This window comes from Geotalea daltonii FRC-32, assembly GCF_000022265.1.
GTDB classification, from domain to species: Bacteria; Desulfobacterota; Desulfuromonadia; order Geobacterales; family Geobacteraceae; genus Geotalea; species Geotalea daltonii.
Map to the genome: position 1 here is coordinate 526,451 of NC_011979.1, position 24,045 is coordinate 550,495.

26 protein-coding genes are annotated in these 24,045 nt (G+C 49.6%); 14 read left to right on the forward strand and 12 right to left on the reverse strand.

Annotated features, from left to right (window positions below; genetic code table 11):
- Positions 1-14: 14 nt before the first annotated feature.
- From atpA to GEOB_RS02250, 6 genes are all read right to left on the reverse strand, one after another.
- Positions 15-1,523 (reverse strand): F0F1 ATP synthase subunit alpha, encoded by a 1,509-nt coding sequence (atpA, locus tag GEOB_RS02225; RefSeq protein WP_012645547.1) that lies wholly within the window; start codon positions 1,521-1,523, stop codon positions 15-17.
- Between the two features lie 9 nt (positions 1,524-1,532).
- A complete protein-coding gene (gene atpH, locus GEOB_RS02230; RefSeq protein WP_012645548.1) occupies positions 1,533-2,075 on the reverse strand; it encodes an ATP synthase F1 subunit delta in 543 nt (180 codons plus the stop codon).
- Positions 2,072-2,689, reverse strand: a complete 618-nt coding sequence (locus tag GEOB_RS02235) for a F0F1 ATP synthase subunit B family protein (protein WP_012645549.1) — start codon at positions 2,687-2,689, stop codon at positions 2,072-2,074. The genes atpH and GEOB_RS02235 overlap by 4 nt, the downstream gene beginning before the upstream one ends.
- Positions 2,690-3,115 carry an ATP synthase F0 subunit B gene (locus tag GEOB_RS02240; protein ID WP_012645550.1) on the reverse strand — a complete coding sequence of 142 codons (426 nt, stop codon included), beginning with the start codon at positions 3,113-3,115 and terminating at the stop codon, positions 2,690-2,692. It lies immediately after the preceding gene.
- A 162-nt stretch (positions 3,116-3,277) separates the two neighbouring features.
- The gene (locus GEOB_RS02245) at positions 3,278-4,114 is read right to left on the reverse strand and encodes a ParB/RepB/Spo0J family partition protein (RefSeq protein WP_012645551.1); all 837 of its coding nucleotides are present in this window, start codon (positions 4,112-4,114) and stop codon (positions 3,278-3,280) included.
- Positions 4,107-4,880: a ParA family protein gene (locus GEOB_RS02250; protein WP_012645552.1), complete on the reverse strand. Its 774-nt coding sequence runs from the start codon at positions 4,878-4,880 to the stop codon at positions 4,107-4,109. Before GEOB_RS02250 ends, GEOB_RS02245 begins: the two co-directional genes overlap by 8 nt.
- A gap of 202 nt (positions 4,881-5,082) precedes the next feature.
- Between GEOB_RS02250 and GEOB_RS02255 the strand changes: the two genes are divergently transcribed.
- On the forward strand, positions 5,083-6,300 hold the full coding sequence (locus GEOB_RS02255; protein WP_012645553.1) for a c-type heme family protein: 1,218 nt from the start codon (positions 5,083-5,085) through the stop codon (positions 6,298-6,300).
- A gap of 15 nt (positions 6,301-6,315) precedes the next feature.
- Here the strand turns inward: GEOB_RS02255 and GEOB_RS02260 are convergent, their stop codons facing one another.
- From GEOB_RS02260 to hemL, 6 genes are all read right to left on the reverse strand, one after another.
- Entirely contained in the window at positions 6,316-7,026 is a 711-nt protein-coding gene (locus GEOB_RS02260; protein ID WP_012645554.1) for a phosphatase, read from the reverse strand.
- 157 nt (positions 7,027-7,183) lie between these two features.
- Entirely contained in the window at positions 7,184-7,459 is a 276-nt protein-coding gene (atpE, locus tag GEOB_RS02265; protein WP_012645555.1) for an ATP synthase F0 subunit C, read from the reverse strand.
- A 73-nt stretch (positions 7,460-7,532) separates the two neighbouring features.
- A complete protein-coding gene (gene atpB / locus GEOB_RS02270; RefSeq protein WP_012645556.1) occupies positions 7,533-8,222 on the reverse strand; it encodes a F0F1 ATP synthase subunit A in 690 nt (229 codons plus the stop codon).
- Positions 8,223-8,227: 5 nt separating this feature from the next.
- The gene (locus GEOB_RS02275; RefSeq protein WP_012645557.1) at positions 8,228-8,611 is read right to left on the reverse strand and encodes an ATP synthase subunit I; all 384 of its coding nucleotides are present in this window, start codon (positions 8,609-8,611) and stop codon (positions 8,228-8,230) included.
- On the reverse strand, positions 8,583-8,828 hold the full coding sequence (locus GEOB_RS02280) for an AtpZ/AtpI family protein (protein ID WP_041267041.1): 246 nt from the start codon (positions 8,826-8,828) through the stop codon (positions 8,583-8,585). The genes GEOB_RS02275 and GEOB_RS02280 overlap by 29 nt, the downstream gene beginning before the upstream one ends.
- Positions 8,829-8,944: 116 nt before the next feature.
- Positions 8,945-10,228: a glutamate-1-semialdehyde 2,1-aminomutase gene (gene hemL / locus GEOB_RS02285; RefSeq protein ID WP_012645559.1), complete on the reverse strand. Its 1,284-nt coding sequence runs from the start codon at positions 10,226-10,228 to the stop codon at positions 8,945-8,947.
- Between the two features lie 293 nt (positions 10,229-10,521).
- Between hemL and GEOB_RS02290 the strand changes: the two genes are divergently transcribed.
- Genes GEOB_RS02290 through GEOB_RS02350 form a run of 13 tightly spaced genes read left to right on the forward strand, consistent with a single transcriptional unit; the run spans position 10,522 to position 24,045 of the window.
- Positions 10,522-10,878, forward strand: coding sequence for an NADH-quinone oxidoreductase subunit A (locus GEOB_RS02290; protein WP_012645560.1), 357 nt, complete (start codon positions 10,522-10,524; stop codon positions 10,876-10,878).
- Positions 10,869-11,381, forward strand: a complete 513-nt coding sequence (locus tag GEOB_RS02295; protein WP_012645561.1) for an NADH-quinone oxidoreductase subunit B — start codon at positions 10,869-10,871, stop codon at positions 11,379-11,381. Before GEOB_RS02290 ends, GEOB_RS02295 begins: the two co-directional genes overlap by 10 nt.
- Positions 11,382-11,420: 39 nt before the next feature.
- Entirely contained in the window at positions 11,421-11,906 is a 486-nt protein-coding gene (locus tag GEOB_RS02300; protein ID WP_041267285.1) for an NADH-quinone oxidoreductase subunit C, read from the forward strand.
- 41 nt (positions 11,907-11,947) lie between these two features.
- Complete coding sequence (nuoD, locus tag GEOB_RS02305; RefSeq protein WP_012645563.1) at positions 11,948-13,120, forward strand: NADH dehydrogenase (quinone) subunit D; 1,173 nt, start codon at positions 11,948-11,950, stop codon at positions 13,118-13,120.
- Between the two features lie 27 nt (positions 13,121-13,147).
- Positions 13,148-13,654, forward strand: a complete 507-nt coding sequence (locus GEOB_RS02310) for an NADH-quinone oxidoreductase subunit NuoE family protein (RefSeq protein WP_012645564.1) — start codon at positions 13,148-13,150, stop codon at positions 13,652-13,654.
- Between the two features lie 34 nt (positions 13,655-13,688).
- The gene (nuoF, locus tag GEOB_RS02315; RefSeq protein WP_012645565.1) at positions 13,689-15,470 is read left to right on the forward strand and encodes an NADH-quinone oxidoreductase subunit NuoF; all 1,782 of its coding nucleotides are present in this window, start codon (positions 13,689-13,691) and stop codon (positions 15,468-15,470) included.
- Positions 15,471-15,512: 42 nt separating this feature from the next.
- Positions 15,513-17,999, forward strand: a complete 2,487-nt coding sequence (locus GEOB_RS02320; protein ID WP_012645566.1) for a molybdopterin-dependent oxidoreductase — start codon at positions 15,513-15,515, stop codon at positions 17,997-17,999.
- A 48-nt stretch (positions 18,000-18,047) separates the two neighbouring features.
- Complete coding sequence (gene nuoH, locus GEOB_RS02325; RefSeq protein WP_012645567.1) at positions 18,048-19,094, forward strand: NADH-quinone oxidoreductase subunit NuoH; 1,047 nt, start codon at positions 18,048-18,050, stop codon at positions 19,092-19,094.
- A gap of 28 nt (positions 19,095-19,122) precedes the next feature.
- Positions 19,123-19,521 (forward strand): NADH-quinone oxidoreductase subunit NuoI, encoded by a 399-nt coding sequence (nuoI, locus tag GEOB_RS02330; RefSeq protein WP_012645568.1) that lies wholly within the window; start codon positions 19,123-19,125, stop codon positions 19,519-19,521.
- A gap of 11 nt (positions 19,522-19,532) precedes the next feature.
- Positions 19,533-20,039 carry an NADH-quinone oxidoreductase subunit J gene (locus tag GEOB_RS02335; protein WP_012645569.1) on the forward strand — a complete coding sequence of 169 codons (507 nt, stop codon included), beginning with the start codon at positions 19,533-19,535 and terminating at the stop codon, positions 20,037-20,039.
- A 19-nt stretch (positions 20,040-20,058) separates the two neighbouring features.
- Positions 20,059-20,361: an NADH-quinone oxidoreductase subunit NuoK gene (nuoK, locus tag GEOB_RS02340; RefSeq protein ID WP_012645570.1), complete on the forward strand. Its 303-nt coding sequence runs from the start codon at positions 20,059-20,061 to the stop codon at positions 20,359-20,361.
- Positions 20,362-20,406: 45 nt separating this feature from the next.
- Positions 20,407-22,413, forward strand: a complete 2,007-nt coding sequence (gene nuoL, locus GEOB_RS02345) for an NADH-quinone oxidoreductase subunit L (RefSeq protein ID WP_012645571.1) — start codon at positions 20,407-20,409, stop codon at positions 22,411-22,413.
- Between the two features lie 45 nt (positions 22,414-22,458).
- Positions 22,459-24,045, forward strand: coding sequence for an NADH-quinone oxidoreductase subunit M (locus GEOB_RS02350; RefSeq protein ID WP_012645572.1), 1,587 nt, complete (start codon positions 22,459-22,461; stop codon positions 24,043-24,045).

A 24,045-nucleotide genomic window follows, 5' to 3' on the forward strand; every position in this document is an offset into this window, starting at 1 on the left:
AGATACCGTCCTTATTACGCAGTAAATTCCTTCTTGAATTCTTCCAGTGCAGACACGATTTTAGCCTTGATATCATCGTCAATGGCTTTTTTGTCGCGCAGTTCAGCCAGGAGGTCGCTCTTTCTGGCATCGAAGAAGCTGTAGAGTTCGGATTCATAACGGCCTAGTGAGGCAACTGGATACTCGTCAATATAACCGTTGTTAGCAGCAAAGATGATCAGAACCTGCTTCTCATTCGGGATAGGACGGTATTGTGGCTGCTTGAGTACTTCAACGAGGCGCTCACCACGGGCCAGCTGCATCTGGGTCGCCTTGTCAAGGTCGGAACCGAATTGGGCAAAGGCTGCCATCTCACGATACTGGGCCAGGCTGAGACGGAGGGTACCGGCAACCTGTTTCATTGCTTTGACCTGGGCAGAACCACCGACTCGGGAAACGGAAAGACCGACGTTGATGGCGGGGCGAACGCCCGAGTAGAAGAGGTCGGATTCAAGGTAGATCTGACCATCGGTGATTGAGATAACGTTGGTCGGGATGTAAGCGGAAACGTCACCGGCCTGGGTTTCGATGATCGGCAGTGCAGTAAGCGAGCCGGCGCCGCATGCATCGGAAACCTTGCAGGCACGCTCCAGCAGACGGCTGTGGAGGTAAAATACGTCACCGGGATATGCTTCACGTCCGGGAGGACGACGAAGGAGCAAGGAAAGCTGTCGATATGCAACGGCCTGCTTGGAAAGGTCATCGTAGATGATCAGGGCATGTTTGCCATTGTCGCGGAAGTACTCACCCATGGTCACACCAGTGTATGGGGAGATGAACTGAAGCGGGGCGGGTTCGGAAGCGGTAGCTGCCACGATGATGGTATAATCCATGGCGCCGTGCTCCTGTAGCTTGCTTACAACCTGAGCAACCGTGGAGCGCTTCTGGCCGATAGCGACATAAATACAGACAACGTCGCCACCCTTCTGGTTAATGATGGTGTCTATGGCTACCGCGGTTTTGCCGGTCTGACGGTCGCCGATGATCAGCTCACGCTGACCGCGTCCGATGGGAACCATTGCGTCGATAGCTTTGAGACCGGTCTGCATTGGCTGATGAACCGATTTACGTTTAACAATACCGGGGGCCTTGACTTCAACCTTACCGAATTTATCGGTATTGATCGGGCCTTTACCGTCGATGGGCTGGCCGATAGCGTTGACGACGCGACCGATGAGGGCTTCACCGACCGGAACCTCCACGATGCGGTTGGTTCTCTTTACGGTGTCCCCTTCTTTAATCTCGCTGAATTCACCAAGAATGGCGGCGCCGACGTTGTCTTCCTCAAGGTTGAGGGCCATGCCTGAAATACCGCCTGGGAATTCGAGAAGCTCGCCTGCCATGGCCTTATCAAGACCATGGATACGCGCAATACCGTCACCGATGGAGATGATGGTACCGGTTTCTGCGACCTCAACTTCGGAACCGTATTCCTTGATCTGCTTTCTGATAATCTCGCTGATTTCTTCCGCTCTGATTTCCATAGAAACGTCTCACCCCTTCTGTAATATATCCTGAATTTTCGCTAACTGCGTTTTTATGCTTCCGTCAAATACCTTGTCACCGATCTTTGTCACAACTCCGCCAATCAAAGAAGGATCGACCTCTACTTTGAGCACAACCTTTTTCCCCGTGGCCTTGGTCAGGGAGTTCTTGATTTCGTCGATCTGGCTCTGCTCGAGCGGCAAGCCCGAAGTCAACGTGGGCCGGATAACGCCGGAAAGGTCATCGGCAAAGCTGTTGAAGCTCTCAACAATCTGCGGCAGGAAAGGAAGTCTGTTCCTGTCAAGCAGTAGTTGGAGAAAATTGGCGACATTATTGGAAAGCCCGAGCTTGGTCATGATCTCTTTGAGGATTTCCTTTTTTGCTTCGATGCCGTAAGCAGGGTTACTGAAAACAGCAGTCAGGCTTGTGCTCCCGGCCAACACTCCGGTGAACTGGCTCAACTCGCCACTGAACTTATCGACATTGCCTTCTTCGGCGCCAATTTGAACCAGTGCCTTGGCATAACGTTTTGCAATCGCATTAGTACTCAATGTAGCGTCACCACCTTGGAGATATAGTTACCAACCAGCTTGTCCTGGTCACCTTTGTTGATATTTTCCTTGAGTTTCTTCTCGGCAATCTCAACAGCCAGACGTGCAGCTTCTTCCCTGAGCTCGGCCTTGGCCTTCAGGACTTCCTGCTGTGCCGTCTGCTCGGCCTGCTCCTTGATCTTCTGGGCAGCGGCCTTGGCTTCGGCAATAATGCGTGCCTTTTCCAGCTCCCCCTCCTGCTTCATTGCTGCGGAAATATCTTCAATTTCCCTGTTAGCCTTTTCCAGTTTCTCACTGTACTCGGCAAACTTTTTTTCGGCCTGTTCTTTCGCCTCGACTGCCTCCTTCAGCATCTTTTCAATGCCGGTACGGCGGTCTGCCAGGGCTCCTTTTACGTTCGCCTTCTTCAGTGCCCAGGCCAACAGTGCAAAGAGGGCGGCAAAGTCGAGGCAGCGCCAGGCGAAGTCTTTCATCTGTTTGCCGGTGTCCACTTGGTGTGCACCTTCGCCTCCTTCCGAGGCGAAGCCTAAGGCAGCAAGGGCGACCAACAAGACACAAATCGCCAGGGTAACTTTTGCAGGTGTAGGTGTTATGTATTTGCGCATGCTTCTCATCTAAATACTCCTTCCAAGAACTTTTTCGCAGATTTCAGAAGAAAGGGACAGCGCTTGCTCTTTAAGGAGTTGTCTGGCATCGGCTGATTCTTTTGCTACCTTGCTTTTGATTGCGGAAAGGGTGTCGGCCGCATCCTTTCTTGCTTTATCGATAATAGCAGCCTCTTCAACCTGAGCTTCCTTGCGCAGGCCGGACCGCTCGTCCGTGGCGCGGGCCTTGATCTCACGCATGCGGTTCTCATAGAGGGCGTGTTTTTCCTGGACTTCTTTGTCAACGGACGCTGACTTCTCTTTTGCGCCGCTGATTTCGGCATTTCTTTGGGCAAGCACCTTCCTGATCGGCTTGAAGAGGAAGATGTTGAGAACAAGCATCAGGAGCAGAAAATTGACAAGCTGGAAAACGAAGGAAAAGTCTAGATTAATCACCCAACCACCTCTTGCTATGTTGTGAATTTAAGTTAAGTTATTTTTATTTACGATATGTTGGAGTACTCAGGAGGTAAAGCACGTGATAGCTATCATACCACCTGCGAGAAGTCAAGTTATTTGTCTGAAAAAACCTTGTAGTTTTTCTGAATCAGGATGGTACTAGAGGTTAAGCAGTTCGATGAGGCGGATCAGCTCCTTCTGGTCATGGTAACTGATCTCGATTTTCCCCCCCTTGCCGCTTGGACGGAGGTTGATTTTGGTTTTGAAGTGGCGCTGCATCCGCTCGGTGAGATCAACCAGGTGTGGATCTGCTTGCTTTTTAGGTTTGGCCTGCTTGTTGGCCTTCATATCCTTGACCAACGATTCGGTGGCTCGCACAGTTAATTTTTTTCTTACTACCGTCTCGCGAGCTTCTTTCATCTGTTCTGCAGTATCGAGTGTCAGCAGCGCCCGGGCATGGCCCATGGAAAGTCGATCTTCAATGACATCGAGCTTTATTTCGGCGGGTAATTTCAGAAGCCTGATTGCATTAGCTACGGTGGAGCGGTCTTTTCCAACCCTTTTCGCGAGTTCCTCCTGGGAAAGATTGAATCGTTCCAGCAGAGAGTGGTATGCCTCAGCTTCTTCGACGGCATTGAGGTCTTCACGCTGGATATTTTCTATCAGAGCCATTTCAAGGGCAGTATCCTCGGAGACATCCTGAATGACCACCGGAACCTCGTGAAGTCCGGCTTTCTGCGCGGCGCGCCAACGTCTTTCACCAGCAATCAGCTCGTAATGACTTCCTTTGGCTACAACGACCAGCGGCTGAATAATTCCCTTTTCGCGGATGGATGCAGCCAATTCCTCAAGCTTGTCATGGGCGAAAGATTTGCGAGGCTGGTCTTTGTTGGGGCGGATTTCTTCTATGGGGCAGCTGAAAAAGCGCCGTCCCTCTTCCTCGACTACGGGAAGAAGTGCGGCCATTCCTTTGCCCAGGCCGGTTTTTTTAACCATGCTGTACCTCCCGGCTGATTATTTCCTTGGCAAGATCCATATAGCTGGTTGCTCCACGGGATGTTATATCGTAAAGAATGATCGGCTTGCCATGGCTGGGAGCTTCGGAAAGCCTGACGTTGCGTGGGACAACGGTTGTGAATGTTTCTTTCTTGAAGTGATTCCTTATTTCCTCGCTTACCTGGTGAGAAAGATTGTTTCTGGCATCAAACATGGTAAGTAGAATTCCTTCAATTCTGAGAGAAGGGTTTAGCCCCTTCTGAACCAGGGTTATGGTTTTCAGTATGTGAGATAGCCCTTCCATAGCGTAAAACTCACACTGCAGAGGTATCAGCACCGATTCGGCCGCGGTCATCGAGTTGACGGTCAGTAATCCCAGCGAAGGGGGGCAGTCGATAAGTATGTAGTCATAGGCTTGGACAAGGGGGGCAAGGGCGTGTTTCAGCTTCAATTCCCTGCCAATGATAGAGACAAGTTCCAGTTCGGCTCCGGCAAGCTCGCCGTTTGCCGGGAGTATGTCCAGGAATGGGAAACTGGTTTTGAGGATGGCTTTGTCCGGCTCCACATCATCAATAAGCACATCGTAAACTGTTGCTTCCAGATTGCTTTTGTCGATGCCTACACCACTTCCGGCGTTTCCCTGGGGGTCCATGTCTACGAGCAGAGTCCGTTTTTCAGCCACCGCCAGTGAAGCGGCGAGATTGACAGACGTTGTCGTTTTGCCCACGCCACCTTTTTGATTGGCTATGCAGATTATCTTTCCCATATGGTATTGTTCCAATAATTGTTAGGTAGACTGGTCGACTCATTCAAGGAGGAGGATTCCGCTCGGAGCGGAAGAAAACTAACACATCAGCGCCTATATGGAAAGTTTTTTTTAAAGATCGGCGGGTTGCCTACCCCATAGCCGTGTTGCTTCCCTTAATGTGCACGGTATACTTGCTGGAAATATTGCGCGGGGGGACACCATGTCTCGCTTTGGTTCTCTGAGTATCAATACGAAATTCAATCTGATCATGTCCTGCCTGCTGATCGTGTTGTTCCTGTCAGCGTCCCTCCTCATCTATCAGCGGCAACGGTCACTGATTCTGAAAGTGGCCGTTGACAATGCACGCAGCATCGCCAAGCAGATCATCGAGACAAGGGATTACATCTCGTCCGTGGAGCATGGTGAACCTGAGCAAAATTATGCCTTGGTGCCCCAGGTAGTCGCTACGCAGATCGCCGCAAGGATGACCAGGGACACCAAGTTCTATGTCCGCCAGGTGTCATTGCGTTACCGCAACCCTGGAAATCGGCCGGATGACTATGAGACCGAACAGCTGCAGAAATTCTCAGGCAAGGTCGTCAGGGAGAATTATCGGGTTGTCAGGGCTGGCGGGGAGGAGTCGTTTCGCTACATGCAATCAATGATCGCCGAGAAATCCTGCCTGACCTGTCACGGTAGTTATGAAACCGCCCCTCAATTTATCCGGGAACGTTTTCCTCGCGGTCATTATTCGTACAACTATAAACTGGGGGAGGTTATAGGCGCAGTTTCAGTAACCATTCCCATGTCCGAACTTTACCGCGATATCGGCACCAACCTTAAGTTGGACCTCATATACCGGGCGATCGTTTTCTTTATCATCATTGTGATTATGGCTGCCCTGCTCAAACGCATCATCATTCGTCCCATCAGAATGCTCTCTGAAAGCATAACTACTGTTACCAGAACCGATACGTTTACGCCGCTGCCAAAGACCTCAAATGATGAAATCGGTGATTTGATTGGGGCCTTTAATGACATGATGGATGAATTGGGCCGTAAAACTGCCCAGAGCCGTGAGTCTGAACAGCGGTACAGAGAATTTATCGAAGTAGCCAGGTCTGCCGTCATAACATTCATGACCGATGGCAAGATTATAATTACCAATCAGAAGGCCGAGGAACTATTGGGTTCAAGCAGGTTGGAACTCCTCGGAGAGAACTTATTCAACTTCTTCCTGGAAGGTGAGCGGCTGAAACAGGAGGTTAATCTTTATCTGGAGGAGATCAGGAAAGGCAAGCGATCGGCCGCTACAATTTTTCATGTGGTGCGCAGTGTTGCAGGAGGCGAGCACAGGGTGGAGGTGGCTCTCTCTGCAACTCAGACGGATTCACAACCTATGATCACTGCAATTCTGCGGGATGGGGAGGGGCGGTAAGGGGTGTCGCAGGGCTCAAAGCAGATGAAGAAAACTGAGAAGTCTGGCCATTGATGAGTTTACTACCTGCGTCTCGGTAATGCCTGCTTTGGCCAATAGGAGGAGGGCATCATCGAAAATACCTACTCCCTGGGCGATATGGGCATCGCTACCGACGACGAGGGATGCACCATAGCGGGCGATAAGTTCCACAAGTCTTTCGCAGTTGGGCCGGCTTCCTTCACGGCTGATTCCCAGGGAGGCGTTGTTGATTTCCAGAGCTGTCCCCGTATCCAAGGCTGCCTTTACAATTTTTTCGTAATCGAGTGGAAACAACGGGTTTCCCGGATGGGAAATGGCATGTATCCGCGGGTTGGCCATGGCATTTATGACAGCCTCGGTATTGTGCTCGATCCCTTGGCCATCGAATCCGCAGCCTTCGTGCAGCCCCGCCATCACAAAATCAAGGCGCTCCTGGTAACGGTCAGGCAGGTCGATATCTCCGTGTTCATTGAGGATGTTGGCTTCAGTGCCGCAGAGAATGCGAACTCCTGCTATTTCCCGGGGAATGAAACGTATGGCGCCGAAATGGTAAAGATGGGGGCCACCGGGCATTGCCGGGCCGTGATCAGTCAGGGCGATAGCCTTCAAACCTTTGCGTGCTGCAGCCTCTGCCAGCTCGTTCACTGTAGAATATGCGTGACCTGAAGCTATGGTATGGGTATGCATGTCGGCTATCAGTTCCATGGTTGAGACTATTTCATACTCCCCTGGGAAAGTCAAGTAAGACTAATAATTTTGAGCTGTTACAGAATCCTTGAGCCCTAAGCTGAGAGCATAATGAATACATAAAAAAAGGGCGCACCTGTTGGTGCACCCTTTTTTTAATTCTGCTGAAACGAAATTATTTCGCGACAGTTTTTGCCAGTTCGAGAGCGATATCCTTGTAGGGGTTGGCGAAGAGGATGATCAGACAGACAACAAGGGCGTAGATGGCAAGAGATTCGATCATGGCCAGACCGATCATCATGGTGGTGAGGATCTTACCGGAAGCGCCGGGGTTTCTGGAAACGCCCTCAACAGCACTCTTGACTGCCAGACCCTGACCGATACCGGTTCCGAGGGTTCCAAGTGCCATACCGATACCTGCTGCGAGAACACACATTGTAAAAAAACTCATTTTTCCTTCTCCTTTGTTTTGAATATTTCCTAAATAGTATAGGAAAAAGCTTGATGGTTGGTAACAAGTATAATTAATGACCTTCTTCGAGGGATCCCTGGATATAGATCATTGCCAGCAGCATGAAGACGAAAGCCTGGATGAAAGACACCAGCACGCCCATCAGCATCATCGGCAAGGGGACCAGAAATGGAGCGAGGCCGAAGAAGATCATCAGTACGAGCTCGTGGCCATTCATATTGCCAAACAGACGAAGGGTGAGCGAGATTACTCGGCTGAAGTGTCCGATGACCTCGATGAAAAACATCATTGGCGCCAGCCAGAGAATCGGTCCGAGGAAGTGTTTGATGTACTTCACACCATGTTCCTTGATACCAACGATGTGTGTGGTGACGAAGACAATAACGGCGCATGCCGCAGTGGTGTTGATGTTTGCTGTCGGCGGAAAGAATCCCGGGATGAGGCCGATGAGGTTGGACACCAGAATAAACAGGGCGAGTGTTGCAATCAACGGGAAGAAGGGTTTACCATGCTCTCCCATTGTCTCAACAACCATGTTTTCGATTCCACCGATGATTACTTCCATGAAATTCTGCATCTTGCCAGGTACAGATTTCAGGCCTTTTGTCGCCAGTATGGAAACGATCAGCAGAAGGGCTATGATCAGCCAGGTGTAGGCAATAGCATCGGCGCCCCCTTCGGATATGCCCAGAGGAGTCAGAAGATGTCTGAAAAACTGCAAAAAAAGAAACGGATGAACCATTGATGCTAGCCTCCTTTGAGGGACAGATATATGGATAATGCAATTATATTGACGACAAGTACCGACAGGCCTATCAGAAGGCCGAAGATATCGACTTTTGCATATATAACCAGAAGCAATAATGCGACCGCCAGAAGAGCCAGTCTCACAACATAGCGCAATATGGCAAAACGGGGCGCATCCTCAACCTGCAGCAGCAGAGCCCTCTGCAGAATGTTGCGCAACCAGTAAAAATTGGCGACTGCCAGCAGGCCGCCTGCCAAGATGCCTGCGGAAAAACGTGGTGAGGTAAATGAAGATGCGATCAGCGCCAGCAGGATGGTCAAGGCGATGCTGGCGCGGGAAAGAAGGGTAAAGAAATTATTTTCGCTTATCTTCACCCTCGTCATCTTTTTTTATTTCTCTTCCGGCTATTATAAATATATTACGGAACCCTGCGACAATGCCGAAAAACAGAAAAATGAAGAAGAACCAGGGCCTCGTTTCAAGCCATTTGTCAAGTGTCCAGCCTATGTAGACGCCAAGAGCGATTGCAACCGCCATGGAAATTCCCATGGTGGATATCATTCCTAGGGTCTTGATCAGCCTTTTTTTTTCCTCATCCATATATGCAGACGCCATTTTTCAGGGCTACTTCAAAACAAGGCTTGATAGCACATTAAAGACGAGCTTGTCAACCATATTGCAACATGTTGTCATCAGTGGACGTGTTTTATTAGATTCTACAATGCCCTGAATGATTTTTCAGCGGCCGCAATGGTTCGATCCAGGTCTTCGGTGGCATGGGCTATGGAGACGAAGGCAGTTTCATACTGTGACGGAGCCAGGTATATACCCTCCCCAAGCATGAGACGGAAATATTTGGCAAAAGCTTCGGTGTCGCATTTGGCTGCAGTTGTCCAGTCATAGACAGGGTCTTTGGAGAAAAAAGCGCAGAACATGCTGCCTACTCTGGCTGAATAAATGGGAAAGCCGGCTTTCTCAGCTGCTCTGGCAATACCCGCGGCAACGTAGGAACTTTTTTCTTCAAGATTTCGGTAAAAGCCTTCTGCCTGCAGAAGCTTTAGCGTTTCAATTCCTGCTGTCATTGCCAAAGGATTTCCCGAGAGTGTTCCCGCTTGATAGACCCCTCCTGAGGGGGAAAGCAGTGTCATGATTTCCTTCTTGCCTCCGAAAGCGCCGACCGGCAACCCGCCACCAATGATTTTGCCCAGTGTCGTCATGTCCGGCGTAACACCGTAGACTTCTTGCGCTCCACCGTAAGCAACCCTGAACCCGGACATTACTTCATCAAAGATGAGGACGATTCCTTCCTGGGTACACAGGGTGCGCAGACCTTCAAGGAAACCTTCCCGGGGGGGTACTGTACCCATATTGCCTGCAACAGGCTCGACGATGATACATGCGACTTGGCCTTTGTTCTCTGCAATAAGAGTCCTCACCGATTCCAGGCTGTTATAGTCAGCGGTGAGGGTGTGCCGAGCAAAGTCCTGTGGAACGCCAGGAGAATCAGGCACCCCGAAAGTTGCGGCGCCGGAGCCTGCCTTGACCAGGAGTGAGTCGGAATGGCCATGGTAACATCCTGAGAATTTGAGGATCTTGTCCCGACCGGTGTATCCTCGGGCCAGTCGTATTGCGCTCATAGTGGCTTCGGTGCCGGAACTGACCATCCTCACCATTTCAATTGAAGGAACAGCATTAATCACCATTTCTGCGAGAGTGATCTCAAGTTCGGTAGGGGCGCCAAAGCTGCAGCCGCTATCTACTGCTGCTTTGACAGCGGAGGCTACTTGAGGATGACAGTGTCCGAGAATCATTGGCCCCCAGGAGCCTACAAAGTCGATGAACTGGTTGCCATCCACATCTTCTATTTTGCAGCCGGAAGCCTTTTTAATGAACAAGGGATCTCTGCCAACAGACTTGAAAGCTCGAACAGGGCTGTTTACCCCGCCGGGAATGGAGTTCTGCGCTTGTTTAAAAAGGTCGGCCGATCGGCTGAAATTCATGAATTGATCCCCTAACATATTAATTTTAATGCCTTATCGCTGTGGTTCGTATCATGAAAAACTGCGTGATGTCAAGGGAATTAATCATCTGTTTCAGCGGCCTTGTGGAGCAAAAAAGGATGTTTACAGTCCCATTTTTTTCCTTGACAAAGAATGTTAAATGACTTAAATTCCGCGTGCTGTATACAGTATACTATTTAAAGCCGTGTACAGCTAAGCATGAAGCCAGTCCGCAGTATATATGGCGCTGATAGGCTAATGAAAAAAACATCAGTTCAGGAGGATGAATAAAAATGCTTGGTGCCTATCTACCGATTATTCTATTGGTCGCTGTTGCAGTGGCTTTTGGTCTGGGTTCAATCATCTTTTCATCGCTTATCGGACCCAAAAAGCCATCTGAAGTCAAGTTGTCACCGTATGAATGTGGTGTGGAGCCGGTCGGCAGTGCCAGGGAGCGGTTCTCCATCAAATTCTACATTATTGCGATGCTGTTTATCCTTTTCGATATAGAGGCTGTTTTCCTTTATCCATGGGCAGTTCTCTTTAAAAGACTCGGAATGTTCGGCCTTATGGAAATGGGCGTATTCATAGTCATTCTTTTTGTCGGTTATATTTATGTCTGGAAAAAAGGAGCCTTGGAATGGGAGTAGAACAACCATTGGGAGATAATATTGTAACAGCTTCCTTGGACGGACTTGTCAACTGGGCAAGAAAAACCTCCATTTGGCCGATGACCTTTGGTCTTGCTTGTTGTGCAATCGAAATGATGGCTACAGGTGCGGCAAAGCATGACCTTGACCGCTTTGGTATTATATTTCGCGCATCACCGAGGCAGGCCGACTGCATTATTATAGCGGGTACGGTGACCAAGAAGATGTTGCCTGTCATCAAAACTGTATATGAGCAGATGCCCGAGCCGAAATGGGTCATTGCTATGGGTGCCTGCGCCTGTTCCGGTGGGGTATTCGATACATATAGCGTCGTGCAAGGTATTGATGAGGCTTTGCCGGTAGATGTCTATGTTCCTGGCTGTCCTCCACGCCCTGAAGCACTCCTTTACGGTATTATGAAGCTTCAGGACAAGATCGGCAAAGAGCGGAATTCTTTTGGCTCTGCGATCGGGCTTGGTGACAGGCTAGAGCCGGCCGCTTAGTGTAATTATCATAATACCAAAGGAAAAGGTATGGCTGATATGGCAGAAAATAATCGTGCAGTAATCAAGCTAAAAGAAAAATTTGCTTCCTCAATAATCGACATCAAGGAATTCAGGGGTGAAGTGACAGTCACGGTAAAGAAAGAAGATATCGTGTCCATCTGTTCTTTTCTTAAAGAGCAGCAGCGTTACAACCTGCTCACTGACATCACTGCAGTTGATTATCTTGGTAGTGATCCAAGGTTCATGGTTGTTTACAATCTTTATTCTATTCCCAATAAGGATAGAATCCGCATCAAGGCTCCCGTCTCCGATAGTGACTGTACAATAGACACCGTGTATGGCGTCTGGAAAACAGCTAATTGGCTTGAGAGGGAGGTATACGACCTGATGGGTATCCTCTTTAATAATCATCCTGATCTTCGCCGAATTCTGATGACTGACGACTGGGTCGGACATCCGCTACGCAAGGACTACCCTCTGCAGGGACCTGACCGGGAACCCTATAAAGGTCGGTTGTCCTAATTGGAATAAAATCAGTATCTATCTCAAAATAGAGGCGAACAATGGCTAGTAAAGAGATAATGACGGTAAATATGGGTCCGCAGCATCCAAGTACGCACGGGGTGTTGCAGCTGGTTATCGAGCTGGACGGGGAAATCGTAGAAAAGGTCACCCCTCATATAGGCTATCTCCATCGCGGTGTTGAAAAACTCTCTGAGCACCGCACATATCACCAGACGATTCCTCTAACTGACAGGCTGGATTATCTGGCACCGTTGAGCAATAACCTCGGCTATGTCCTTGCCGTTGAGAAATTGCTCGGCATAGAAGTTCCGGAGAGAGCGCAAACCATCAGGGTTATTCTGGCCGAACTGACCAGGCTCAAGTCTCACCTGGTCTGGATTGCAACACATGCTTTGGATATAGGCGCCATGACTGTGTTTATCTATGCCTTCCGCGAACGTGAAAAGGTCATGGATCTTTATGAGAAAATATCCGGTGCCCGGATGACAGCCAGCTACTTCCGCGTTGGTGGCCTGTCCAGAGAAGTATATGAAGGCTTCGAAAAAGACGTCCAGGAAATCGTTGATACCTTTCCCGGGCATTTCGACACCTATGAGGGGCTGCTTACAAAGAACACCATCTGGTTGCAGAGAACTGTGGGTAACGGAGTCATTTCGGCCGAAGATGCAATTGATTATGGAATCACTGGGCCTGCTTTAAGGGGTTCGGGTGTTGATTGGGATCTGCGTAGGGATAATCCGTACAGCGGCTATGAAAAATACAAGTTTGAGGTGCCTGTCGGTCAAAACTGTGACACCTTTGACCGGTACAAAGTTCGCCTGGTGGAAATGAGAGAGGCGGTTAAGATAGTCAAGCAGGCTCTGGACTCCCTTAAGCCCGGCCCTATCCTGGCTGACGCACCTCAGGTCTGCTACCCCCCCAAGGAAGACGTTTATAACACCATTGAGGGCCTCATTCATCACTTCAAAATCGCCAGCGAGGGGTTTCCGGTTCCTGAAGGTGAGGTATATCAATCGGTTGAAGCGCCAAAAGGTGAGCTTGGATACTACATTGTCAGTGACGGTGGGACAAAACCTTACCGAATGAGGATTCGTCCGCCTTCATTCGTCAACCTGCAGGCTATCGAGAAAATGGCAAAGGGCGCAATGATTGCTGACCTTGTCGCAGTCATCGGAACCCTTGATATAGTCCTTGGTGAAATTGACAGGTAACTCCAACTAATAAAGGAGATGGAGTACATGAGTAACGCTCCAGCCGAAGAACTACAAGCAGAAGAAATAGACCTGAGTGCAGCAAACCAGGTGATCGATAAATTCCTGACCCTGCCGGGCAATCTGATGCCGGTTTTGCAAGGCATTCAGGAAGAATATGGATATGTGCCGAAGCCGACTATAGATCTTGTGGCTGAAAGGCTGAATGTCTATCCGAGTCAGATCTATGGCGTTCTCACCTTCTACGCGCAGTTTCATCTGAAGCCGCGCGGCAAATTCATCATCAGGGTCTGTGTGGGAACTGCCTGCCATGTCCAGGGTGCTGAGCGAATAGTCGATACCTTCTTCGATAAACTCCATATCGGTCATGCAGAGACGACCCCTGATCTTCGCTTCACTTTTGAGAAGGTCGCCTGCTTGGGTGCATGCGGCATGGCGCCTTTGGCAATGGTCAATGACGATACTTTTGGCAAGATGACTGTTCAAAAAGTCGAAGAGATCATCGCGGACTACAGCCAGAGGCCGATGAAATAGTAGCTCTATAATTTCCAGTAGGGGATCATTTTTTATGAGCGAAAATGAAGCAATAAAGATTCTGATCTGTCAAGGTACTGGTGGTATTTCAGCCGGCGCAAAAAAGGTAGAGCAGGAATTTACAAAGCTGATAGAGGAAAAGGGGATCAATGCCGTCATTGGCAAGCGTTGCGATGTCATCAAGACAGGATGTCGTGGCCTCTGCGCCAATGATGTTCTCGTTGACATCATAACCCCCGAGCTGGGCCGGGTTACATATGACTTCGTCGTTCCCGAGGATGTCGCAGCCATTCTTGATGAGCATATTGTCAAGAGTACCCCGATCGAAAAGAAGAAAGCGAAGCCATATTACAATACATTCGTCGATCAGCAGATGCGAGTCGTCATGTCCGGGTGCGGCCAGATCGACCCAGACAGCCTGCAGGCGTATCTTGAAGAAGATGGTTTTAAAGCCATCGAGAAGTGCATCAAGACCATGAAGCCAGCTGAGGTGATTGACGAGGTAAAAAAATCCGGTCTCCGTGGCCGTGGGGGTGGTGGTTTTCCTACTGGCATGAAATGGTCTTTCTGCGCAGCGTCCCCAGGCGACAAGAAATATCTCATCTGCAACGCTGACGAAGGTGACCCAGGTGCCTTCATGGACCGCTCCGTGCTGGAAGGTGATCCATTCTGTATCATCGAAGGCATGATGGTTGCCGCCTATGCCATTGGCTGCTACTACGGCTATGTTTATGTTCGAGCAGAATATCCACTGGCTATACAGCGCCTTCAGCATGCCATCGATATTTGCTATGAGAAGGGCTGGCTCGGCAAGAACATTCAAGGTTGGGGCTTCGACTTCGACATGCGCATCAAAATGGGAGCAGGTGCTTTTGTTTGTGGTGAAGAAACTGCCCTGATGGCCTCCATTGAAGGCGAGCGCGGCATGCCCCGGCCACGTCCACCGTTCCCAGCCGTTAAAGGCCTCTGGGGCAAGCCGACCAACATCAACAACGTCGAGACGTTTGCCAACGTCCGTCATATCATCAATAAAGGCGCCGATTGGTATGCCTCCTTGGGCACCGATACCACTAAAGGCACCAAGATCTTTGCCGTAACCGGCAAAGTGAAACATACCGGCCTCGTGGAAGTTCCTGCAGGCATGTCGGTGCGCCAGGTTATTTATGACGTCTGCGGCGGCATAGCCAACAACAGGAAATTCAAAGCCGTCCAGGCCGGTGGTCCTTCCGGTGGCTGTATTCCTGCTGAAGTACTGGATACACCCGTCGACTACGATTCGCTTATCAAGGCAGGCGCCATGATGGGGTCCGGTGGTCTGGTCGTCATGGACGAAACCACCTGCATGGTGGACGTGGCCCGCTTCTTCCTCAGCTTCACCAGGATGGAGTCATGCGGTAAATGCGTTCCCTGCCGAATCGGTCTGAAGGCCATGCTTGACGTCCTGGAGCGTATCACTGAGGGTCGTGGCCAGGCGTCAGATATCGACACGCTTTTGGAGATGGGAGCCACCATCAAGAAGGCCTCGCTGTGTGGCCTGGGGCAGACTGCACCCAATCCGATTCTGTCCACGATCAAGTATTTCCGCCATGAGTACGAGGCCCATATCAATGACAAGCGGTGCCCCTCCAACTGCTGCAAGGAATTGCTCCTTTGGCAGGTTGTCGAGGAAAAATGCGTCAAGTGTGGTGCTTGTCTCAAAGCCTGTCCTTCCAATGCAATCATCTGGGAGAAAGGTCAAATTGCCTACCTGGATAAGGAAAAGTGCACCAAATGCAAGTCCTGCTATGACGCATGCCGTTTCATGGCCATTGAGTAGCTGATCATCAAGTATACATCCGAGGGAGAACAGAGGGTCGAGATGGTTAATCTTACAATCGATGATAAAAAGGTAACTGTACCTAAAGACGCTACCATTTATGATGCGGCCAAGGCAGCCGGTATAAGAATTCCCATTCTTTGTCACGATAAGAAACTGCATCCGTTTGGCGGCTGTCGGATGTGTCTTGTCGAAGTAGAGCAGATGAAAGGTCGTCTCATACCTGCTTGTACCACACCGGTTACCGAAGGTATGACTGTCAGGACGACGAATCCTGAGATCGTCAACGCCAGAAAACTTGTATTGGAGCTCCTCCTCCTCAAACATCCTGTTGACTGCCCGGTTTGCGATGCAGCCGGTGATTGCGATCTGCAGAACCTGACCTATGAATACCAAGTAAATACCAATCAATTCACTGACGAAAAATTCAATCACAAGATAGACTACGAGAATCCGCTCATCGAGCGGGATATGAACCGTTGCATACATTGCGGTAAATGTGCACGTATCTGTGACGAAATAGTTTCTTTCGGTGCCTATACATTTATAAACCGCGGAATAGAGGCCAAAATGGGCACCGAATTCGACGGCCCTCTTAACTGCGAGTTTTGCGGATCATGCGTGTCCGTTTGTCCGGTAGGGGCTCTCGTCTCTCGTCCCTTCAAATTCAAGGCTCGCTGGTGGTCCTTGAACAAGGTCAAATCTGTCTGCTCATACTGCGGCACCGGCTGTCAGCTCACATTGGGAGTGAAGGATGATAAGGTCCTAACAACTGTCTATGATGAAAACCAGGGGTTCCATAACGGCCAGCTCTGTACCAGAGGGCGCTTCGGTTATCAGTTTGTCAACAGTGAGAAGCGTCTTGCTACTCCGCTGATCAGAAGAAACGGCAAACTTGAGCCGGCAAGTTGGGGCGAGGCATTGACTGCCGTTGCCGAGGGGCTGAAATCAGCAGAGGCTTCAGGAAGCGATGCTGTGGCAGGTTTGATCACGCCGCGCCTTACCAACGAGGAACTTTATCTGGTAAGGAAGCTCTATAAAGATGTTCTTGGTTCAGATAATCTCGACCATTCTGCAGGCTATGCCCATAGCGCCCTGAGTGCCGGAGCATTCGAAAGTCTCGGCTTTGCTGCTTCTCCTTCAACGGTTACCGATATCCAGAAGAGCGACCTTATTCTGGTCGTCAAGACCGATGCTTATGAAACCCATCCTGTGCTCGGTTTTGAGATCAATCTCGGCGTCAAGCGGAACGGCGTTGATCTGCGCATCATCTCGGACAAGAAGGGTAAACTTTCCAGGCTCCCCAAGGCAAAGACCTATGTGTACAAGCCTGGCAACGAGGTATTTCTTGTAAACGCACTGGCTAAGGCGATAGTCGATAATAATCTGATTGACGCCGCAGCATCAGGCATTGCTGGTCTTGAAGATTTCAAAAAGTCATTGGAATCCTATACCCCCCTTCAGGCTGCCGAAGTGTGCGGCATACCCGCCGAGGAAATTGTCGCCCTTGCCACAGATTATGCCAAGGCTGACAAGGCGCTGATTATTCTTCCTCTTGGCCTTGGCTATCCGGGACATGACAAGACACTTGCACAGGCACTCATAAATCTCGCACTCGTTGCTGGAAAGATTGGCAAGGAAGGTTCGGGCGTCCTGATAATGGGTGAGAAAAACAACAGCCAGGGTGCTGTTGACATGGGTATCTATCCCGCAGGCAAGGGAAAAGGTGCATCCGCCATCATCGATGCCTGCTCTGCTGGTACTATCAAGGCACTTTATGTAATAGGTGAAAACCCTGTCGTCTCTTATCCGAACCGGAAGAAAATAACCGATGCACTCGACAAAGTCGGATTTCTCGTGGTGCAGGACCTTTTTCTAACTGAAACCGCCGAGAAAGCCAATGTTGTTCTGCCCGCCTGTTCCTTTGCCGAAAAGCAGGGAACCTTCACCAGCGTCGGCAGAATTGTTCAGCATGTTCAAAAAGCCATCAAGCCGGTAGGCCAGAGCCGCAGCGACTTTGATATCCTGAATGGCTTGAGCGGCCTGTTGGGAGGCGCTACTTTCAGTGACCCCGGGAAGGTCTTTGCTGAAATCGCCAGGGAAGTTAACGGCTACGCCGGTCTGTCATACGAAAAGCTTGGCCAGGAGGGTGCACTTATTCCTGTTACCACCAGGCCCAAATTTGTGCCGGCTCCAGCACGGCAGAGCATAGCGGAGGCTGGCAAGTATGCGCTGGTTACAGGAAGCGCTCTTTACCATTGCGGTACGATGTCCCGTTTTGGCGAGGGCCCAATGCATGTCTGCCCCGAGGGTTACGCAGAACTCAGTAGAGAGGACGCTGCTGCACTGAAAATTGAAGAGAACGACCTGGTAAAGGTCGCCTCTGCAGGGGCTGAAATCCAGCTGAAGGCAAAGATCAGCATGCGGATGCCGAAAGGGGTGGTCTTTGCTCCCTACCACTTCAATGAACAGTCCATCAATACCATAACCGATGGCAATCCAGTTACCTGGGTAGCTATCCGCAAATAATTCTGTAACTTAAAAAGCTAATTTTACTAAAGAGGGGAAGACAATCAGATGGATACGCTAATCTTAGGACTGCCAGTTGCGTACTACATAGCAATGATTGCCAAAGTGCTCGTAGCCTTTGTCTTTGTGTTATTGACGGTTGCATATGCCACTTACGCGGAAAGAAAAATCATCGGCCATATGCAGGTGCGTCTCGGTCCCATGAGGACAGGCTGGCACGGATTGCTCCAGCCTATTGCCGATGGGTTGAAGCTTTTCTTCAAGGAAGAGGTCATTCCGGCGCAATCGAGCAAGTTTGCCTTCCTTTTGGCTCCTCTTGTAGCTCTTATCCCGGCATTTATCGCATTTGCAGTTATTCCTTTCGGGGAGACGATCGAGGTTGCCGGTTATAAAGTTCCCCTGCAGATTGCTGCCGTCTATGACCCTGCTGGTGACAGGATTCTCGATGTCAATGTGGGTGTGCTCTATATCCTTGGTATGGCTTCCCTGGGTGTTTACGGGGTCGTTCTGGCAGGATGGTCGTCAAACAGCAAATACTCTCTGCTGGGAGGACTCAGGGCTTCAGCGCAAATGGTGTCTTATGAACTGGCTGCAGGACTGGCAATCGTTGCCGTCTTCATGCTCTCCGAGTCACTTTCTCTGCAGAAGATAGTTGCAGATCAAGCAGGTTTTGCCTGGTATGCTTTCAAGCAACCGCTTGCCTTCGTCATCTTTTTTATCTGCTCTCTTGCTGAAATCAACCGTACCCCATTCGACCTCCCCGAGGCTGAAACAGAGCTTGTCTCCGGATTTATCACCGAATATTCAAGCATGAAATACGCGATGTTCTTTATGGCTGAATATGCAAACATGGTAACTGTCTGTGCCGTTACGACCACCCTGTTTTTGGGCGGCTGGCACGGTCCTGCATTCCTTCCGGGCTGGGTCTGGTTCATTGCCAAGGTTTATTTCCTGATTTTCGTCTGCATGTGGATCAGGGCAACCTACCCCAGATATCGTTATGACCAGCTTATGAGACTCGGCTGGAAGGTGTTCCTGCCCTTGACTCTGCTCAATGTAGTGGTTACAGGAATTGTCGTTACGCTTTTAAAATAGAATCAAATTTACAGGCGAGGTATCACCCATGATAATGCCGTTGCTTAAAGGTTTAGGGATCACACTAAGTCATCTTTTCAAGAAGCCGGTTACTCTTCAATATCCGGACGAGAGGCCGGAGGTAGCTCCTACATTCAGAGGCCTTCATGCCCTTAATATTTCTCATGACAAGGCGAAATGTGTTGCCTGCTACCTTTGTCCCACTGTCTGCCCGGCTAAGTGCATCAAAGTCGAAGCGGGTGAAGATGAAAATCACAACAAGTACGCTGCTGAGTATGAGATTGACATGCTGCGTTGCATATTCTGTGGCTTCTGTGTTGAGGCATGTCCTGTGGATGCAGTGCGCATGACAGAGGCTTTTGAACTTGCCAACTATACACGGGCTGATTTTGTTTTTTCAAAAGAAAGACTTTTAGAAAAGAAATAAAGGAGCAGTCAATGCTAGAGTCGTTATTCTTCCTCATAGTGGCAGCGGTGGCTGTCATATCCAGCATTCTGGTGATTACCTGCAGAAACCCGATAAACAGTGCTCTATCACTGGTAATGACTTTTTTCTGTCTTGCCACCTTCTATGTGATGCTTGATGCTCCCTTTATGGCGGCCATACAGGTTATTGTCTACGCCGGTGCCATCATGGTTCTGATTGTCTTTGTCATAATGCTTCTCAATATCAGAACTGAAACTGGCAGGAAAACCACTCATGCAGTCTTGGCTGGCAGTATAGTAGGCCTGCTTATTCTGTTCCAGACCTGCTACTTCCTCACGAAAGGTTCCATGACCGGCTTAACAGGTGCGATGGATACAGCACTGATCGAGAAAGTAGGACATGTTGAATTAATCGGCAAGGCACTTTACACGGACTTCCTGCTGCCTTTTGAGATAACTTCTCTGCTTCTGCTTGTTGCTATTATCGGGGCAGTCATCCTATCTAAAAGAAAAATCTAAAATTATCGGGGTGAAGACAATGCTGGCCTTAAACAACTATCTCATCATAAGCGCAATTCTGTTCTCAATAGGCACCATAGGGGTACTTGTCAGGAGAAACGCCATCGTTATTTTCATGTGCGTGGAGATGATGCTGAATGCAGTGAATCTTACCTTTATTGCCTTCTCCAAATACCTTGGCAACATTGACGGCCAGATTTTCGTCTTTTTCGTCATGACTGTTGCCGCTGCCGAGGCGGCAGTCGGTCTTGCTCTGATGATAGCCTTCTTTAAAAACAGGGAATCCATCGACGTTGAAGATGTCAACATCATGAAATGGTAATAACTTCGACAAATTTCAGGAATTTATCAGATAAAGGAGTCAGGAATGTTTGAATACGTATGGTTGATCCCACTGTTCCCACTCATCGGGGTGGTAATCAACGGCCTATTCGGCAAATCAATAAAGAATGAGAAGATTATAGGCGGGATCGGATCGGCAATGGTCTTTGGTTCTTTCCTGGTTTCCTGCAGCATACTGTTCAAACTGCTGTCTCTACCCAGTGAAGAGCGCCTTTATGAGCTAAACGTCTTTACCTGGATGCAATCGGGTAATTTCAAAGCAGATATCGGCTTCCTGATCGACCCCCTGTCAGCTCTGATGATCATGGTCGTCACCGGCGTCGGCTTTCTCATCCATTTATATTCCATCGGCTACATGCATGGTGAGGAAGGCTTTTACCGTTACTTCACCTATCTCAATCTCTTCACCTTTTCAATGCTTCTTCTTGTCCTCGGCAACAACCTGCTGCTGATGTTCGTAGGTTGGGAAGGGGTTGGTCTTTGCTCTTACCTGCTCATTGGGTACTATTTCCACAAAAAATCCGCTGGGGATGCAGGGAAAAAAGCTTTTGTGATGAACAGGGTTGGGGACTTCGGCTTCCTGCTGGGGGTGTTCACATTGTTCTGGTTTTTAGGCCAGAACCATAATATCTGGACCATCAACTTCGTGGAGTTGGGTAAGGCATCCCACCTGCTGCCGGTTGGCGGCATTGTTACCATCATTACTCTCTGCTTTTTCCTTGGCGCCACAGGTAAATCGGCCCAAATACCTCTTTACACCTGGCTGCCTGATGCCATGGAAGGCCCTACGCCGGTATCGGCCCTCATTCATGCTGCTACAATGGTTACCGCCGGTGTTTATATGATCGGCCGCATGAACTTCATCTTCATCAAAGCTCCTGAAACAATGCTGGTAATTGCCTGTATCGGTGCAGCCACCGCGATTTTCGCTGCAACGATCGGCACTGCCCAGAACGACATCAAACGGGTTCTTGCATATTCTACAGTTTCTCAGCTGGGCTTCATGTTTCTGGCAATGGGGGTTGGTGCCTTCGCAGCCGGTGTATTCCACCTCATGACCCATGCATTCTTCAAGGCCTGTCTGTTCCTTGGTTCAGGCTCGGTTATTCACTCCATGCATCACGCTTTACATCATGCACATTCCCACGATGACGCCCAGGACATGCGCAATATGGGCGGGCTGAAATCAAAAATGCCGATTACTTTTATCACCTTTCTTGTTTCGACCATTGCCATAGCTGGTATCCCCGGCTTCTCAGGCTTTTTCTCGAAAGACGAGATTCTTTGGCAGGCATTCGCTAACCCGTTTCATGGCAGCCTCAACTATGTTCTTTGGGGAACGGGGGCAATAGCCGCAGGCTTCACTGCATTTTATATGTTCCGACTGGTTTTTATGACCTTCTTCGGTGAGTGTCGCATTACTGCCAAGGCAAAAGATCATCTCCACGAGTCGCCTTTTGTTATCACGCTTCCTCTGATGGTTTTGGGCACGCTTGCTGTGATTGGCGGCTATGTGGGTATCCCGAAACTGATCGGCGACGTTCTTGGAGGCATACCCAATTACTTCGAGCACTACCTTGAGCCGGTCTTCAAAATTTCGGAAGAGTTTGCCAAGGAGCATGTACACGCTGCAGCCCATCACAGCCACGCCCTGGAGTGGGGTCTAATGGGCACCTCGGTATTGATTGCCGTTATTGGTATCAGCATAGCTTACGCTCTCTATATAATCTCGCCGTCAATACCGGCCAAATTTACGGCTGCCTTTCCCGGTCTGCACAAGGCAGTTTATAACAAATGGTACATAGACGAGCTTTATGACTTCCTTTTTGTCAATCCCTGCAAGGCCCTCGGCCACTTTCTCTGGAAAGGATTCGATGTGCTGGTGGTAGACGGGATTGTCAATGGCGTGGCCAAGGTGACCATGGGGTTCAGCGGTGTTCTCAGACATGTTCAGTCAGGCTTTGTGCACAATTACGCTTTGACCATGGCACTGGGTATGGTTGTGATCGTCGGTTTCTACCTATTCCGTTAAGAATTAATTCAGATAATTTTTGCCAGATTTAAAGGAGCAGAGTAAATGAACCAGATGCCTGCGTTACTGAGCATAATAACTTTCCTGCCGCTGTTGGGGGTTTTACTCCTGCTGTTCGTCAACAAGAACAGCCATGCAGTCGCGAGAGGTATCGCCCTTGGCGTTTCTCTGATAGTTTTCCTAGTTTCTATTCCGTTGATTACCGGTTTTCAGAACACCGCCGAGTTCCAGTTTGTTGAAAAAGTGCCCTGGATATCAGCCGGACCGTTCCAGATGAGCTACCACATAGGCATCGACGGTATCAGCCTGTGGCTTGTCATTCTTACCACCTTCATTATGCCTATCGCCATTCTTTCGACATGGACCGCAGTCGAAGAAAAGGTGAAAGAGTATATGATCTGTCTGCTTCTTCTTGAAGTCGGCATGCTTGGTGCCTTCATCGCCATCGACCTCTTCCTCTTCTATATCTTCTGGGAAGTAATGCTGATCCCAATGTATTTCATCATCGGTATCTGGGGTGGCAAGAACAAGATATATGCCGCTGTGAAGTTCTTCATTTATACCATGGTTGGTTCACTGCTCATGCTGGTGGCATTGATAGCCCTTTACTTCAAGGCCGGTGGCGGAGATTTCAATCTTCTCAAGTTTTACCAGCTTTCATTGGATCCGGTAACCCAGACCTGGATGTTTCTGGCTTTTGCCCTGGCCTTTGCTATCAAGGTACCGATGTTTCCGCTCCATACCTGGCTGCCTGATGCCCATACCGAAGCCCCAACGGCTGGTTCGGTAATACTGGCGGCTGTGCTTTTGAAGATGGGTACCTACGGTTTCGTTCGTTTCGCTATTCCGCTCTTTCCTCTGGCAACCGATCAGTTTACACCGCTTATCGCGACCCTGTCGGTTATTGGTATAATTTATGCCGCTCTGGTGGCGATGGTACAAGAGGACGTCAAGAAGCTGGTCGCTTATTCATCTGTTGCCCATCTTGGCTTCGTCATGCTCGGTGTCTTTGCATTAAATGAGCAGGGCATTGCCGGTGGTATGCTGCAGATGCTCAATCATGGCGTTTCCACCGGCGCATTGTTCCTTATTGTTGGTTTCATTTATGAACGCCGGCATACCAGGCTTATTACAGATTTCGGCGGTCTCTCCAAACAGATGCCGGTATTCGCTACCATCTTCATGATTGTTACTCTCTCTTCCATCGGCCTCCCGGGGACCAACGGCTTTGTCGGCGAATTCCTGGTTCTGATCGGATCTTTCGAGAGCAGTATCAGATGGTACTCGGTGATTGCTACCAGCGGAGTCATACTCTCCGCCGTGTACATGCTGTGGATGTTCCAACGCGTAATGTTCGGAGAACTCAACAATCCGAAAAACCAGGTTCTCAAGGACCTGAATGCACGGGAAATTGCAATCATGCTCCCACTACTGGTACTTATCTTCTTCATGGGAGTTTACCCACGCCCGTTCCTCGACAAAATGAGCCCTTCCATTGTGAACCTGGTTCAGCATGTCAAGACGAAGCAGGCTGCTGCAAATCCACAACTAACTGTTTCCCAACCGGTGCAGGCAATTCCTGCCGTCCCGATTGCAGATCCACACGCAGCAACCCCAGCAGAAGTGAAATAG